The sequence below is a fragment of the Micromonospora sp. WMMA1998 genome, from assembly GCF_027497375.1.
Classification (GTDB): domain Bacteria; phylum Actinomycetota; class Actinomycetes; order Mycobacteriales; family Micromonosporaceae; genus Micromonospora; species Micromonospora sediminicola.
Genome location: NZ_CP114911.1, coordinates 999420 through 1014404 on the forward strand (window position 1 = coordinate 999420; position 14985 = coordinate 1014404).

Sequence of the window (14985 nt, forward strand, 5' to 3'; positions counted from 1 at the left end):
TACAAGGCAAACATCATACGGAGGGCCACCGACAACGCCCCGCCCCCACCTGGCTCAGCCGGCCGGCCGCGACGCCAGCCCGCCGTAGAACGCGTCGGGCACCGACTCGGGCTCCCCCTCCGGCCGCCACCGGGCCACCGGCACGATGCCGTCGGCGCTCGGCCGCCACCGGCCCAGCAGCGGCGCGAACTCCTCCGGCGCCCGCATCCGGAACTCCGGCCCCATCATGGCCAGCGCCTCCGGGTGCTCGGCCAGCTCCTCGCTGTCGAAGTCGATCGCCAGCCAGCTGCCCGGCGCGGCCGCCGCGTACAGCTCGTCGAGCGTACGGGCCAGCGTGTCGTCGTCCAGGAACGCGGCCAGCCCGAGGAAGACCACCCCCACCGGCCGCCTCCCCCACCCCGGCACGAACCGGTGCAGCTGGGCCGGGTCGACCGTGCCGATGTCGGCGGCGTCACCGTACCCGTAGCCGGCGCGCTCGCTGCCGGCCAGCAGGCGCTGACCGAGCCGGACCGTCTCCGGGTCCACGTCGGTGTAGAGGACCGTGGCGTCCGGCGCGACCTCGTGCACGTTGCCGCAGGTCGGCACGCCGGCGCCGAAGACCAGGAAGCCGTCCACCCCGTCGGCGGCGACAGCCCGCACGGCGCGGCCGAGGAAGTCCCGCAACGACCGGAAGATCGCCGCACAGGGACCGTACGCCTCCTCGAAGGCCGCGGCGGCGGCCACGTCCACCGGACGGTGGTGCCGGCCGCCCAGCCAGTGGTCGATCATGCGGGCGGTGCTCGGTCGCTCCGGCTGGGCCATCGACGAGGCTCCCTCCCCTGGGCGTGCTGGCCAGCGTACCGACCGGTCGGCTCCGGCGGTATCGCTCCGGCGGGTCCCGCCGGCCGCGATACTGGCCGGGACGGCCGGCGACGAGGAGGTACCGCTGTGAACTCCGCGAACGGCGCGGCCGTGGTGGTCGGGGTGGACGGCTCGGAACCGGCCTCCCGGGCGGTGCGCCTGGCGGCCCGCGAGGCGGCCCGCCGCAACCGTCCGCTGCGGGTGGTGCACGGATTCATCTGGCCGCTGCTGCGCGTGCCGGTGTCGGCGCCCGCGCAGAGCCCACCCGGCGCCGGCCTGCGCAACCAGGCCGAGCAGCTGGTCGCCGACGCGGTGCGGGAGGCCGAGGCGGAGTGCCCGGGGCTGCGGATCACCGGCGAGATCATCGACGGCGAGGCCGCCGCCGTGCTGCTCGGCGAGTCCCCCACCGCGGCCATGGTGGTGCTCGGCGACCGCGGACTCGGCGGTTTCGCCGCCCTGGTGGTCGGCTCGGTCGCCGTGCAGGTCGCCTCGTACGCCGACTGCCCGGTGCTGATCGCGCGCGGGACGGCACGCGACACGGGTCCGGTGGTGGTCGGGGTGGACGGCTCGGCGCTGTCCCGACCCGCCGTCGAGTTCGCCGCGGAGACCGCCTCGTCGCGGGGCGCGCGGCTGCACGCGGTGCACGCGTACACCCATCCGAGGTCCCAGGGCCCCGGGGACATGCAGCCGCTGGTGTACGACGAGGGTCAGCTGCGCGGCGAGGAGGACCGGGTGCTGGCCGAGTCGCTCGCCGGCGTCGAGGAGCGCTGGCCGGACGTGCCGGTGACCCGGGAGGCGGTGCACGCCCGCCCGGTCGCGGCGCTCACCACCGCCTCCCGCGACGCCCAACTGCTCGTGCTGGGCCGGCAGGGTCGGGGCGAGCTGAGCGGGCTGCTGCTGGGGTCGGTCAGCCAGGCCATGCTGCACCACGCCGCCTGCCCGGTCGCGGTGGTCCGCGCGCCCGACTGAGCGCCGCGGGCGCAACGGTTGGCCCGGCCCCGGGCGGGTAGACGGTGCCGACAGCCACAGCGACCGCAGGAGGCGACCATGCCAGGACCACGGCCGGGCAGCAACGCGTACGACAAGCAGCGGGCACGGCTTCGCGACCTCGTCGAACAGTCCGGACGGGCCGCCGACAAGGAGGCGAACCAGGTGGCCAACCGGATCCTGCAGGACGACCGGGGTCAGCGCGGCGTCGTGCGGGGCGAACGCACCTACGGGCCCAAGGGCGAACGCGAGCCGGGCGACCCGAAGTGAGGGCGGCACCCCTGGTCGACGGCGCCATCGCGGGCGCCGTCGGCAGTGCCGTGCTGAACCTGGTCAGCTATCTGGACATGGCGACGCGGGCCCGCCCGGCCAGCACCACCCCGGAGACCACCGCCGGGAAGCTGGCCGACGTGGCGCACGTCGACCTCGGGCCGGCCGAGGAGGCGGCGAACCGTCGGGCCGGCCTGGGGTCGGTCCTCGGCTACGCGACCGGCATCGCCGCCGGCGCGGTGTTCGGCGCGTTCGCGGCCCGGCGTCGGGTGCCCCTGCCCCTGGCCGTGGTGCTGCTCGGCGGCGGCGTGATGGCCACCTCCGACGGCTCGATGACGGTGCTCGGGGTGACCGACCCGCGCACCTGGCGGCGAATCGACTGGGCCTCCGACCTGGTGCCCCACCTGGCGTACGGACTGACGGCCGCAGCCACCTGGCGGAGGCTGCGGCCGTCGTCGTCGCGCGGTTAGCGGTCGCTCTCGTCGTCGGCCACCGGCTCACCGGCCGGGCCGTACGGCGACACCTGTCCCTTGGGGACCGGCCGGCCCACGTCCGCGTTGGACGTGCCCTTGTGGCGCGGGTGTCCGGCCGCCCCGACGGCGCCCTTGCGGCTGTCCTGGCTGGTGGCGCCGAGGTCGTTCCGGCGCAGTTCCTCCTGCTGCGGCTTGACCACGGGTCTCTCCTTCCCGGTGGGCAGCGCACGGCCGTCGACCGCGCACCTCATCCGGGTACCCGCCGCCGCCCGGCGCATTCCGGCGCCGCCCGCGGGTCTGGGCCGCGTCGCTGCGGGTAACCAGGTCCAATGGCGGACGATCGGAACGTGGCGCGGGCCCTGCTGGACCGGCAGTCCCGCACGTACGCGGAGGAGGCCGGAATCACGCTCGCCGACCGGCCCGGCCCGCTCTACCAGCTGCTGGTGCTCACCACGCTGTTGAGCACCCGGATCCGGGCGAGCGTGGCGGTGGCGGCGGCCCGGGAGCTGTTCACCGCCGGCTGGCGCACCCCGCAGGCCATGGAGGCGGCGACCTGGCAGGACCGGGTCGACGCGCTGGGCCGGGGCCACTACCGGCGCTACGACGAGCGGACCGCCACCATGCTCGGCACCGGCGCCCGGCTCTGCCTGGACCGGTGGCACGGTGACCTGCGCCGGCTGCACCGGGAGGCCGGGGCGGACCGGGCCGCGCTGCGCCGCCTGCTCGTCGAGTTCCCCGGCATCGGCCCGACCGGGGCGGACATCTTCCTGCGCGAGGCGCAGGCGGTCTGGCCCGACGTGCGCCCGTACGCCGACCGGCGCACGCTGGCCGGGGCGCGGCGACTGGGCCTGCCGGCGAACCCGGGCAGCCTGGTCGGGCTGGTCGGCGAGGCCGACTTCGGCCGCCTGGCGTCGGCGCTGGTGCGGGTGGCGCTCGGCGAGGAGTCGGCGGGCGAGGTGAGCCGCACCGCCGCGGCCCGCTGAGCCGGCGGGCTACTTGGCCGGGCCGGGCTTGGTGAGGTTCCAGGCCAGCAACGACGCGAGCAGGGCGAGCAGCACCACGCCGCCGGAGACGCCGCTGCCCTCCCCGCCGCTCTCCCGGTGGCCGGTGGCCCCGAAGTAGATCACCGCCAGCCCGGCGAGCACGGTGACGAACGTCCGCAGTCCTCGGTCCTTCACGTCCCGGACGGTACGGCCGGCGGCCGCCGCGTGGGCACGGTTCGGGCGGGTGTCCCCCGTCCGGGTCAGTCGGGCGGGCAGCCGACGGCGGAACCGCGCAGCCGGACCCGGTGGATCGCCCGGCCGGCCACCTCGACCACCTCGACGGTGAGGCCGGGCAGGCGGACCCGCTCCCCCGGGCCCTCGGGCAACCGGCCCAGGCCGGCCAGCACCAACCCGGCCACGGTGGTGTACTCGCGGGTCAGCGGGAAGGTCAGCCGCACCCCGGTGTCGGGCAGGTCGTGCAGCGGGAAGTCGCCCGGCAGCACCAGCGCGCCGTCGGGCTCCCGCACGGCCCGACGGACGTCCCGGTCGGTCTCGTCGTACAGCTCGCCGACCACCTCCTCGAGCAGGTCCTCCATGGTGACCAGACCGTCGACGCCGCCGTACTCGTCGATCACCAGGGCCATCTGCTCGTGGCGCTGGCGCAGCTGCCGCATCGCGTCGGCCACCGGCAGCGTGCCGGGCAGCAGCACCGGCGGGCGGACGCACCCGTCGACGGCGGTCGCCCCCGCGTCCACCAGGTCGCGGATGTGCACCACGCCCCGCACGTCGTCGAGCCCGCCCGGGCCGGTGACCGGCGCCCGGGACCGGCCGGCGGCGGCCAGCCGGCGCATCGCCTCGCCGGCCGGCAGGTCGGCCGGCAGCGTCATCACGTCCCGGCGGGCGACCAGCACCTCCCGCAACGTACGACCGGCGATGTCGAACGCGCCGGCGAGGATCTCCCGCTGCTGCGCGGAGAGTCCGCGCTGGCTGACCAGCAGCTCCCGCAGCTCCTCCTCGGTCACCTCCTGCCGGCTCGCGCGCGGATCCCCGCCGGCGACCCGGACCAGCAGGTCGGTGGCGCGGCCGAGCAGCCACACCGCCGGCCGGGACAACCGGGCCAGCAGGTCCAGCGGCCCGGCGCTGAGCAGCGCCCACCGCTCCGCCGACTGCATGGCCAGCCGCTTCGGCGCCAACTCCCCCACCACCAGCGTGAGGAACGTCAGCAGCACGGTCACCAGCAGCACCGCGACCGGGCGGGCGGCCCGGCCCAGGAAGCCCAGCGGACCGACGAGCGGCTCGGCCAGCGACACCGCCGCGGCGGCCGAGGCGAGGAACCCGGCCAGCGTGATGCCGAGCTGGATGGTGGCCAGGTAGCGGTTCGGCTCCCGGACCAGCCGGCTCAACCGGGCCCCGGAGCGCCCCGCGCGGCCCAGCCGGCGCAGCTGCCCCTCGCGCAGCGTCACCAGCGCCATCTCGCTGCCGGACAGGGCGGCGTTGACCAGCACCAGGACCAGCACCAGCGCGACCTGCCCGGCCATCAGTCCGTCTCCAGGTCGTCGAGGGAGATGGCGTGGGTCATCAGCCAGCGGGCCAGCGCGGCCATCCCGAACAGCCACAGCGGCGCCGACTCGGTGGTGCCGTTCGTGGCGAAGACGGCGAACCGCAGGTCCGGCGCCCGGTACGCCTCGATCCGCCACCGGTGGTTCTTGTCCCGCCAGACCGCGGAAGGGTCCATGGCGTCACGGTAGGTGACCGGGACGGGCCGCCGGTGCGGGTTGGCTCAGCCGCCCGGCACGACGTACCCGCCGAGCAGGAGGCCGAGCACCGCCACCGCCAGCGACACCACGATCCCGCCGACGACCAGCCCGCCGAACCCGCGCCAGCCGGAGCCACGCGTGCCGGTCAGCGGCGCCTTCGCCCGCCACCGTTCGCGCCAGGTCCAGGCCAGCACGCCGAGCGCGTACGGCAGCAGCCCGATCCAGAACCAGTACCAGCGCGTACCGGCCACCGGCGGCGGACCGGCGACCAGCATGAGCAGCCAGCCGACGCCGATGGTCAACGCCAGCAGCCCCGCCGTGTCCGCCAGGGTGTCGGCCAGGCTGTCCCCACCCCGGGTGACGGCGGCGCGCGCCCGGGGGTCGGCGAGCGGGTCGGCCTCCTGACCCGGGCCGGGTTCGGTCACCGGGTCGGTGTCGGCGCCGTCCTCGACGGGTCCGCCCCGCGGGACCGGCGCGGGCACGTACGCGTACCGGAACTGCCCGTCGGGTCGGGCCCAGACGACCGTCGACCCGCTCTGCGCGTACCGGGGCTCGGGTCGGCGGCCCCAGGGCCCGCTGTCGTCCCAACTGTCGGCTCGGGCGAGCGTCACCACCCGGCCGGCCGCCAGGTCGCGCTCCAGGTCGACCGCGTCGACCGAGCGCGGCGCGGTCCACCAGGCCAGCGCCGCCCAGACCAGCCAGCAACCCAGCACGGCCGGCGGCAACGCGCGGCGACGCAGCCGGGCACTGTCGACCGGGCGGGGACGAGGGGCGTCGATCATGCCGTCACCCTGTCACCCGGACGCCACCCGTCAACCCGGCGGGCGGACCACCTGACGCACGTCGTCGGGCAGCCGACGGGTCGCCCCGCGCCGGTCCAGCAGCTCCAGCAGCGGCACCGCCACCCGACGGGTGGTGTCCAGCGCCTGCCGGGCGGCACTGAGCGTGAACGGCTGCGGCAGCCCGGCGAGGACCCGCACCGCGTCGTCCGGGGCGCCGGGCAGCAGCACGACGTTCTCGGCGAGCCGGAGCAACGCGCCCGCCCGCACGGCCGCGCCGATCTCCCGGGGACCCAGGCCGAGGTCGGCCAACCGGTGCGCCTCGGGCGCCTGGAACGGGCGGTCGCCGTACTCGGCGCGGACCCGGGCCACGGCCCGGGCGACCGGTTCCGGCAGCGTGTCGGCGGGTGCGGCGGTGACCAGGCCGTCCCGCAGCCGCAGCGGTGGGCGCAGCAGCGCCGTCACCAGCGTCCGGTCGGGCAGGCCGAGGCGGTGGCGCAGCACGTCGACCGGTACGCCCGCCGCCAGCGGGTGCTCCCCGGCGTGCCGGGTGACCTCCTCGGCGAGCCGCCGGCCGAGGTCGCGCCAGTGGTCGGGGTCGGCCAGCCAGTCCCCGGCCACCGGGACACCGTTCGGCGGCAGGCCCATCCGGGTCAGCTGCCCGGCCCGGACCAGCCGCCGTCGGCGCAGCTCCCCGGCCGGGTCGGGCCGACCGTCCAGCCCGGCCAGCGCGGCCGCCCGGGCGACCGCCGCGCCCCGGCGGCGCAGCGGCGGCGGGTCCACGTCCAGCACGGTCACCCCGCCGGCCACATGGTGCCGGCCCGGGTCGCGCAGCAGGGCGCGGTCGCCGATCAGCAGGGGCAGCGGCCGGGCCAGGCGCAGCCGCACGGTGTCCGGACCGAGCGGCCGAATCCGGGCGGGCACCGCCGCCGAGCCCACGTGCAGGGTGAGCGTCGCCGGCAGGTCGGCGGCCGGATCCCCGACCAGGCGCACGTCGAGCAGGTCGGTGCGGCCGAACCGGCCGGGGCTGAGCAGGGCGTCGCCGCGACCCACCCGCTCGCGGGGCAGGCCGCGCAGGTTGACCGCCACCCGGGCCACCGCGTCGACGTGCGGCCGGGCGGCGCCCAGCGAGTGCAGGCCGCGTACCCGCACCGGCTCGCCGGTGCCGGCCAGCTCGAGTCCGTCGCCGACCCGCACCCGGCCGCCGCCGAGGGTGCCGGTGACCACCGTGCCGCTGCCGCGCACCGTGAACGACCGGTCCACCCAGAGCCGGACCGGGGCGTCGCGGGCCGGGTCGGGCAGCCGGGCGACCAGGCGGTCCAGCGCGGCCCGCAGCTCGGGCAGGCCGCCGCCGGTCACGGCGGACACCGCCACCGCCTCCACCTCGCCCAGCGACGTCGCGGCGATCTCCGCGCGGGCGCGGGCCAGCGCCGGACCCGGGTCGGCCAGGTCGGCGCGGGTCACCACCAACAGCCCGTACGCCACCCCGAGCGCGTCGAGCGCGGCCAGGTGTTCGGCCGACTGCGGCATCCACCCCTCGTCGGCGCCCACGACGATCATCGCGGCCGGGACCGGGCCGACACCGGCCAGCATGTTCGGCACGAACCGCTCGTGCCCGGGCACGTCGACGAACGCCAGGGTGCCGCCGGAGGGCAGCGTGGTCCAGGCGAAGCCGAGGTCGATGGTCATGCCCCGGCGGCGTTCCTCCGCCCACCGGTCCGGTTCCATCCCGGTCAACGCCCGGACCAGTGTGGACTTGCCGTGGTCGACGTGCCCGGCGGTGGCCACGACCCACACCCGCTCAGCCCTCCACGGACAGGATCGCCGCGCGGACGCGGTCGTCGTCGGCCTCCGGCACGGCGCGCAGGTCGAGCAGGAGGCGCCCGTGCAGCACCCGGCCGAGGACCGCCGGGTCGCCGGCGCGCAGCGGCGCCGCGTACCGCTCGGGCAGGGTCAGCGCCCACGAGTCCAGGTCGACGCCGGGCGCGCCGCCCCCGCCGACGACCGCGGCGACCGGCGTCACCTCGGCCTTGCAGCCGTCCTCGCCGAGCCGGTCGCGCAACCGCTCCACCCGCGCGCGCAGCCGGCCGGGGTCGGCGTGCAGCGCCTCCCGGGTCGGGGTGGTCGGCGCGTGCAGTGTGGCGGCGAGCGCGGCGAGGGTGAGCTTGTCCACCCGCAGCGCCCGCGCGAGGGGATGCCGGCGCAGCCGCTCGACCAGGTCGGTCGCGCCGAGCAGCAGGCCGGCCTGCGGCCCGCCGAGCAGCTTGTCGCCGCTGGCGGTAACCAGGTGGGCGCCCGCGCGCAGCGTGGTGGCGGCGTCCGGCTCGTCGGGCAGCAGCGGGTCCGGGGCGAGCAGCCCCGAGCCGATGTCCGCGACCACCGGCACGCCGAGCGTGGCCAGGTCGGCCACCGGCACCGCCGAGGTGAAGCCGGTGACCACGAAGTTCGACGGGTGCACCTTGAGCACGAAGCCGGTGTCCGGGCCGATCGCGGCGGCGTAGTCGGCGCGGGTGGTGCGGTTGGTGGTGCCCACCTCGCGCAGCCGGGCGCCGGTGCTGGCCAGCAGGTCGGGCAGGCGGAAGCCATCGCCGATCTCGACCAGTTCGCCACGGCTGACCACGATCTCCCGGCCGGCGGCGAGCGCGGTGGCGGCCAGCACCAGCGCGGCGGCGCCGTTGTTGACCACGTGCACGGCGGGCGCGTCGGGCACCGCGGCGGCGAGCGCGGCCAGCGCCTCCCGGCCGCGTCGGGCCCGGCGGCCGGTGCCGAGGTCGAGTTCCACGTCGGTGTGCCCGGCGGCGGCGACCAGCGCCCGCACGGCGGCCGGCGCGAGGGGGGCGCGGCCCAGGTTGGTGTGCAGCACGACGCCGGTGGCGTTGAGCACCGCGCGCGGCGTGCGGGCCGGCAGTGCGGCCAGCGCCGCGTCGCGTACCGCCTCGGGGGTGATCTCGCCCCTGCGGGCGCGGTGCTGGGCCGCCACGATCGCGGCCTTGACCCGATCCCGGCCGACCGTGCCGGCGGCGGCCGCCAGCGCCGGGTCGGCGAGCAGCGCGTCGGTGCGCGGCACCCGCCGCCGCGGGTCGACCTCACGCATCGGCGCTCCCCCGGACGGTGTGGCGGAGACGGACGGGAATCGAACCCGCCTGGCCCGGGTCCCGGACCACACCGGTTTTGAAGACCGGGAGGGGCACCAGCCGCCTGAACGCCTCCACGCAGCAGTCAACCACAGGGGCGGACCGGCTGCCCGGCGAGGCGTCAGGCCCGCCGGTCGGCGCGCTCGCGTTGCGGCACGACCGTGTACTTCGGGTCCCGGGCCGAGGCCACTCCGCCGTGGAAGATGCCGAAGCGGGTGCAGACGGACGCGGCGAGCAGCGCGCCGCCGGAGATCGCGGACAGCAGCCGGCTGCGGCGGCCGACCAGCGCGCCGACCACCCCGGCCGCGGTCAGCGACCGGCCGGCCCGCAGCAACACGCCCGGCGTGCCCTCGGTGTAGGGCTCGCTGAGCAGGCCGAGCCGGTTCTCCACCCGGTGCGAGCCCCACAGCTCCAGCGCCGCGCCGGCCACCGCGAGGCGCCGCGCCGGGCCGGCCTGCGCGCAGGGCGCGGCCAGCAGCCCCACGCCGGCGCCGCTGGCCAGCGCGCTGCCGGCGAAGATGGCCGGCAGTTCCGGGTACGCCTCGTGCCACGACGGCACCGCCGTGTCCGCCAGCAGCACCCCGGTGTACGTGGCCAGCGCCGGCGCGGTGACGGCGGCGACCAGCCCGGCGGCGTTGCCGACCGGGGGCAGCAGCCGGCGGCCCAGCCCGGGCACGCCGTGGCGCGGCAGCCGGGGTGCGGCCTCGGCGACCGCGGCCAGCCCGGCGGCCGGGCCGAACGCGCTGAGGATCCAGGTGCCCACCGACATCGGCGAGGTCAGCTTCGCCACCCGCAGCATGTGGTGGAACCGGCTGGGCCGGCCCAGGTCGTTGACGAGGAAGTAGGCGCTGGCGCTCACCGCGGCGAGCGAGGTGACCCGGCCCGCGCGGCGCAACGCCGGACGCCCGGTGAGCTGCCCGCCGGCGGCCAGCAGCGAGGAACCGGCGGCGAGCCCGCCGGTGAACAGGTACGCGGCGATGTCCCACCGCCACACCGGCGGCTTCAGGATCGGCCGGCCGTAGTAGGAGGTGAACTCGGCCGGCGGCACGGTGAGCTGCTCGCCGCCCCGGCCACCCCTGCCGCCGCCACGGCGGCTCGTGGCCGGCGCGACGTCGCGGGGCGGGTGCGGGGTCAGCCCCGCCTCGCGGGCCCCGGCGTCGGTGCGGGCCGCTCCCGGCCCGGCGCCGGTGGCCCGGCTGGCGCTGTCGGCACGGCCCACCCCGCGCAGGCCGCCGGGCTCCCCCGCGCCGGTCCGGTCCGCCACGGCGCTCCGCTCGGCGGCCAGCCGCTCCCGGAAGCGGCGGAACAGGTCACCGACCGGGCGGTCCGGGCTCACGACGATCCTCCGACGAACGCGGCGACGGTGGCCGCCGCCATGGCCAGCGCGGCCAGGCCGGCCCGCTTCCACATCTTCGGCAGGTCCCGGGTGGTGACCACCGGGTCCGGCGGCAGCCCGTACACCTCGGGCTCGTCGAGCAGCAGGAAGAACGCGCCGTCGCCGCCCACCCCGTCGGTCGGGTCGTGCCCGTAGAGGCGGGCCTCGGGGACCCCCCGCTCGTGCAGCGCGGCAACCCGGTCGGCGGCCCGCTCGCGCAGCTCGTCCAGCGGGCCGTACTGGATCGACTCGGTGGGGCACGCCTGCGCGCAGGCCGGGGTCATCCCGGCGCCGAGACGGTCGTAGCAGAGCGTGCACTTCCACGCCCGGCCGTCGTCCTTGCGCTGGTCGATGACGCCGTACGGGCAGGCGGAGATGCAGTAGCCGCAGCCGTTGCAGATGTCCTCCTGCACCACCACGGTGCCGAACTCGGTGCGGAACAGGGACCCGGTCGGGCACACGTCCAGGCAGGCCGCGTGCGTGCAGTGCTTGCACACGTCGGACATCATCAGCCAGCGGAAGTCGGTCCGGCTCTCCACGCCGCTGCCCCGCCCGGGTGGCTGCGCGCCGGGCATGCCCAGGAACTCCGGGCCGGCCGCCATCCGCGCCGCCGCCTCCGGACGCCCCGGCGGCAGGCCCGGGTTGGTGCCGGTGTCGGGCGCGGTGCCGGCGCCCACCGACGCCGACGCCGGACTGGTCGCCGGACCGGTCGGATCGCCGGCGAACGGCGCGGTGCGATGCCCGGCCGGCCGGGGCTGCTCGATGAACGCCACGTGCCGCCAGGAGTTCGCGGTCAGCGCGCCGGTGTTGTCGTACGACATGCCGAGCAGGTCGAAGCCCGAGTCGGGAACGCCGTTCCACTCCTTGCAGGCGACCTCGCACGCCTTGCAGCCGATGCAGACGCTGGTGTCGGTGAAGAACCCCATCCGGGGCGGCGCCTGCGTCCAGCCCGCGTCGGGGGCCGGGTCGAGCGGGCCGTAGAGGCTGTTGGCGTCAGGCATCGTCTTCTCCGTCGCGCGCCGCGGCCTCGGGGGTCTGCTCGTCGGTGCTGCCGGCCGCGTTCTCCCCACCCAGCACGTCGGTGGTCACGATCGGCACCTTCCGGTCCGGGGTCATGCCGGCCCGCCGCTGGTAGTCGCCGACCAGGTCGAGCAGCGCCGGCCCGGTGGGACGCCGGCCCGGCCGGACGTCACAGGTGCCGATCTTGCTCTCCTGGATGAGCACGTTCGGGTCCAGGGTGATGCCGAACAGGTCGTTCGCCGAGTCGCCGGTCACCAGGCCCTCGCTGCCGAAGTGGTAGGGCAACCAGACCTGGTGGATGATCCGGCCGTCCACCCGCAGCGGGGTGAGCCGGTCGGTGACCAGCACCCGCGCCTCGATCACCGCCCGCCCGCTGACCAGGTGCGCCCAGCCCAGGTGCGCCAGGCCGACCTCGGCGGCCAGCTCCGGGGACACCTCCACGAACATCTCCGGTTGCAGCTCGGCCAGGCGCGGCACGGTCCGGCTCATCCCGCCGGCGGTGTGGTGCTCGGTGAGCCGGCTGACCGTGAACACGTACGGGAAGACGCCGCTGTGCGGCTCCGGCGGGCTCGGGTTGATCCGGTTCACCGGGTGCTCGTAGATCTTCCGGGTCGGGTTCGCCTGCTGCCCGTAGAGCGGGTTGCGCATCGGCGACTCGGCCGGCTCGTAGTGCGTCGGCAGCGGCCCGTCGAGCACGCCGCTCGGCGCGTACAGCCAGGCCTTGCCGTCGCCCTGCATGACGAACGGGTCGTCGCCGGCGAGCGCCTCCGGCCCGGAGGCGTCGGCCGGTGGGCGGTACGACGGCGGCTTCGTCTTCTCGAAGTCCGGCACGTCGTAGCCGGTCCACTCGCCGGCGTCCGGGTCCCACCAGACGTACTTCTTGCGTTCGCTCCACGGCCGGCCCTCCGGGTCGGCGGAGGCGCGGTTGTAGAGCGTGCGCCGGTTCGCCGGCCAGGCCCAGCCCCACTCGGCGGCCACCCAGTCCTGCTCGTGCCGGGACTTGCGGCGGGCCGCCTGGTTGACCCCGTCGGCGTAGACGCCGGAGTAGATCCAGCAACCGATCGCGGTGGAGCCGTCGGCCCTGGCCTCGCCGAACGCGTTCAGCGGACGGCCGGTGGCCACCTCGTACCCGTTGATCTCCTTGAGCACCGCCTCGGCGCTGGGCTCGGCGTGCGGGCCGTGCGTCGGGTAGTCCCAGGTCAGGTCGAGCAGCGCCCGGTCACGGGGCTGGTTGGAGTCGGCCAACTTCTCCCGCAGCTTGCGGCCCAGGTGGTAGAAGAACCACAGCTCGGAGCGGGCGTCGCCCGGCGGCTCGACCGCCTTCTCCCGCCACTGCAGCATTCGCTGCGTCTGGGTGAACGTGCCCTCCTTCTCCACGTGCGAGGCCGCCGGCAGGAAGAACACCTCGGTGCGGCACTCCTGCGGCACGATCTCCCCGGTGGCGATCTCCGGGCTGTTCTTCCAGAACGTGGCGCTCTCGATCAGGAACAGGTCGCGCACGACCAGCCAGTCGAGGTTGGCCATGCCGAGGCGCTGGGCGCGGCCGTGTGCCGAGCCGACGGCCGGGTTCTGACCGAGCAGGAAGTAGCCCTTGATCCCGCCGTCGATCATGTTGAGGACCTGCTGGTACGTCCCGTGGTCGCCGGTCATCCGCGGCAGGTAGCCGTAGCAGAAGTCGTTCTCCGGCGTCGCCGCGTCACCCCAGTAGGCCTTGAGCAGGCTCGCCGCGAACGCGCGCGAGTTGCCCCAGAAGCCCTTCTGCCCGGGGTGACGGATGCTGTCCACCCACTTGTCGAACGTCGGGTGATCGGCGTGGTGCGGCATCGGCAGGTAGCCGGGCAGCAGGTTGAACAGCGTCGGGATGTCGGTGGAGCCCTGGATGCTGGCGTGCCCGCGCAGCGCCAGGATGCCCCCGCCCGGCCGGCCCATGTTGCCCAGCAGCGTCTGGATGATCGACCCGGTGCGGATGTACTGCACCCCGACGCTGTGCTGCGTCCACCCGACGGAGTAGACCAGCGCGCCGGTGCGCTCCCGGCCGGAGTTCTCCGTCCAGGCGCGGGCCAGCTCCAGGAACTTCTCCTCCGGGATGCCGCAGACGCGGGCCACCATCTCCGGGGTGTAGCGGGCGAAGTGCCGCTTGAGGATCTGGTAGACGCAGCGCGGATGCCGCAACGTCTCGTCCCGCTGGGTCTGCGCCGGCACCGGCTCGCCGTGCGACTCGTGCTCCAGCCCGGAGGCCGAGTCGCGCTCCTTACCGGTGCCCCGGACCTTGGCGTTGCCCTCCTGACCCTCGTACTGCCAGCTGGCGTGGTCGTACGAGCCGGTCTCCGGGTTGTAGCCGGAGAACAGGCCGTCCAGGTCCTCGGTGTCGGCGAACTGCTCACTGACGATGGTGGCCGCGTTGGTGTAGGCCAGCACGTACTCCCGGAAGTCCAGCTCGTTGTCCAGGATGTAGCGCACCACGCCGCCGAGCAGCGCGATGTCCGTCCCGGCCCGGATCGGCAGGTACGTGTCGGCGAGCGCGCTGGTGCGGGTGAACCGCGGGTCGACGTGGAAGACCTTCGCGCCGCGCTGCTTCGCCTCCATCACCCACTGGAAGCCCACCGGGTGGGCCTCGGCCATGTTGGAGCCCTGGATGACGATGACGTCAGCGTTGGCGAGGTCCTGCTGGAAGTCCGTCGCGCCGCCGCGACCGAAGCTGGTCCCCAGACCGGGGACGGTGGCGGAGTGTCAAATGCGGGCCTGGTTCTCGATCTGGAGCGCCCCCATCGCCGTGAACAGCTTCTTGATGAGGTAGTTCTCCTCGTTGTCCAGCGTCGCGCCGCCGAGGCTGGAGATGCCGAGCGTCCGGTTGAGCGGTCGGCCCTTGTCGTCCACGTCCTCCCAGGTCTCGGCCCGGGCGGCGAGGATCCGGTCGGCGATCATGTCGAGTGCGACGTCGAGGTCCAGGTCCTCCCAGTCGGTCGCGTACGGGCGGCGGTAGCGGACCGTGGTCTGGCGCAGCGGGCTGGTCACCAGGCTCTTGCTGGCCGCGCCCTTCGGGCAGAGCCGGCCGCGGGAGATCGGGCTGTCCGGGTCGCCCTCGATCTGGGTGACCTGCCCGGCTTTGTGAAATACCCGCTGGCCGCAGCCGACCGCGCAGTAGGGGCAGACCGAGCGGGCCATGCCGTCGGCGGTCTCGGTGCGGGCGGTCAGGTCGGCGGAGCGGGCCGACTGGGCGGCGGCCCCGCGACCGAGCGGGTCGGTGCCGGTGAGTTGCCGGTAGACCGGCCACCCCTGGATGAACGTCTTCAGACCCACCCGGGCACCCCCTCCCCGTCGAGAACGGCTCACCTCCTGCACATTAGGGCAGGCGGCCGACGCCCGC

At 75.9% G+C, this 14985-nt stretch carries 15 protein-coding genes and 1 tRNA gene; 4 read left to right on the plus strand and 12 right to left on the minus strand.

The genetic code is table 11. The features are described from left to right. Nucleotides 1-54: 54 nt before the first annotated feature. Complete coding sequence (locus tag O7600_RS04075; protein ID WP_281592360.1) at nucleotides 55-801, minus strand: SAM-dependent methyltransferase; 747 nt, start codon at nucleotides 799-801, stop codon at nucleotides 55-57. Between the two features lie 126 nt (nucleotides 802-927). Between O7600_RS04075 and O7600_RS04080 the strand changes: the two genes are divergently transcribed. The 3 genes from O7600_RS04080 (at nucleotide 928) to O7600_RS04090 (ending at nucleotide 2567) form a co-directional block, all read left to right on the plus strand. Then, nucleotides 928-1809, plus strand: coding sequence for a universal stress protein (locus O7600_RS04080; RefSeq protein WP_281592361.1), 882 nt, complete (start codon nucleotides 928-930; stop codon nucleotides 1807-1809). Between the two features lie 78 nt (nucleotides 1810-1887). Further along, complete coding sequence (locus O7600_RS04085; RefSeq protein WP_091574395.1) at nucleotides 1888-2097, plus strand: phosphatidylethanolamine-binding protein; 210 nt, start codon at nucleotides 1888-1890, stop codon at nucleotides 2095-2097. Continuing rightward, nucleotides 2094-2567 carry a hypothetical protein gene (locus O7600_RS04090; RefSeq protein WP_281592362.1) on the plus strand — a complete coding sequence of 158 codons (474 nt, stop codon included), beginning with the start codon at nucleotides 2094-2096 and terminating at the stop codon, nucleotides 2565-2567. Before O7600_RS04085 ends, O7600_RS04090 begins: the two co-directional genes overlap by 4 nt. Here the strand turns inward: O7600_RS04090 and O7600_RS04095 are convergent. Next, the gene (locus tag O7600_RS04095) at nucleotides 2564-2770 is read right to left on the minus strand and encodes a hypothetical protein (RefSeq protein ID WP_174527879.1); all 207 of its coding nucleotides are present in this window, start codon (nucleotides 2768-2770) and stop codon (nucleotides 2564-2566) included. The genes O7600_RS04090 and O7600_RS04095 overlap by 4 nt on opposite strands. A gap of 129 nt (nucleotides 2771-2899) precedes the next feature. Between O7600_RS04095 and O7600_RS04100 the strand changes: the two genes are divergently transcribed. Beyond that, nucleotides 2900-3553 (plus strand): hypothetical protein, encoded by a 654-nt coding sequence (locus O7600_RS04100; protein WP_281592363.1) that lies wholly within the window; start codon nucleotides 2900-2902, stop codon nucleotides 3551-3553. A gap of 9 nt (nucleotides 3554-3562) precedes the next feature. On the opposite strand, the gene O7600_RS04105 is transcribed toward O7600_RS04100, so the two are convergent. The 10 genes from O7600_RS04105 to fdh all read right to left on the minus strand — a co-directional run bounded on the left by O7600_RS04105 (nucleotide 3563) and on the right by fdh (nucleotide 14918). After that, nucleotides 3563-3748 carry a hypothetical protein gene (locus O7600_RS04105; RefSeq protein WP_091574391.1) on the minus strand — a complete coding sequence of 62 codons (186 nt, stop codon included), beginning with the start codon at nucleotides 3746-3748 and terminating at the stop codon, nucleotides 3563-3565. Nucleotides 3749-3813: 65 nt separating this feature from the next. Beyond that, nucleotides 3814-5091, minus strand: a complete 1278-nt coding sequence (locus O7600_RS04110) for a hemolysin family protein (RefSeq protein WP_281592364.1) — start codon at nucleotides 5089-5091, stop codon at nucleotides 3814-3816. After that, entirely contained in the window at nucleotides 5091-5288 is a 198-nt protein-coding gene (locus tag O7600_RS04115; RefSeq protein WP_099160927.1) for a hypothetical protein, read from the minus strand. Before O7600_RS04115 ends, O7600_RS04110 begins: the two co-directional genes overlap by 1 nt. A 45-nt stretch (nucleotides 5289-5333) precedes the next feature. Further along, nucleotides 5334-6092 carry a hypothetical protein gene (locus O7600_RS04120; protein ID WP_281592365.1) on the minus strand — a complete coding sequence of 253 codons (759 nt, stop codon included), beginning with the start codon at nucleotides 6090-6092 and terminating at the stop codon, nucleotides 5334-5336. A gap of 30 nt (nucleotides 6093-6122) precedes the next feature. Further along, nucleotides 6123-7886, minus strand: a complete 1764-nt coding sequence (gene selB, locus O7600_RS04125; protein WP_281592366.1) for a selenocysteine-specific translation elongation factor — start codon at nucleotides 7884-7886, stop codon at nucleotides 6123-6125. A gap of 4 nt (nucleotides 7887-7890) precedes the next feature. Next, a complete protein-coding gene (gene selA, locus O7600_RS04130; RefSeq protein WP_281592367.1) occupies nucleotides 7891-9183 on the minus strand; it encodes an L-seryl-tRNA(Sec) selenium transferase in 1293 nt (430 codons plus the stop codon). A 20-nt stretch (nucleotides 9184-9203) separates the two neighbouring features. Further along, nucleotides 9204-9299 (minus strand) — tRNA-Sec (locus O7600_RS04135). A gap of 45 nt (nucleotides 9300-9344) precedes the next feature. Then, nucleotides 9345-10559, minus strand: coding sequence for an NrfD/PsrC family molybdoenzyme membrane anchor subunit (gene nrfD, locus O7600_RS04140; RefSeq protein ID WP_281592368.1), 1215 nt, complete (start codon nucleotides 10557-10559; stop codon nucleotides 9345-9347). Continuing rightward, nucleotides 10556-11599, minus strand: a complete 1044-nt coding sequence (locus tag O7600_RS04145; RefSeq protein WP_281592369.1) for a 4Fe-4S dicluster domain-containing protein — start codon at nucleotides 11597-11599, stop codon at nucleotides 10556-10558. Before O7600_RS04145 ends, nrfD begins: the two co-directional genes overlap by 4 nt. Continuing rightward, complete coding sequence (gene fdh, locus O7600_RS04150) at nucleotides 11592-14918, minus strand: formate dehydrogenase (RefSeq protein ID WP_281592370.1); 3327 nt, start codon at nucleotides 14916-14918, stop codon at nucleotides 11592-11594. The genes O7600_RS04145 and fdh overlap by 8 nt, the downstream gene beginning before the upstream one ends. Nucleotides 14919-14985 lie beyond the last annotated feature (67 nt).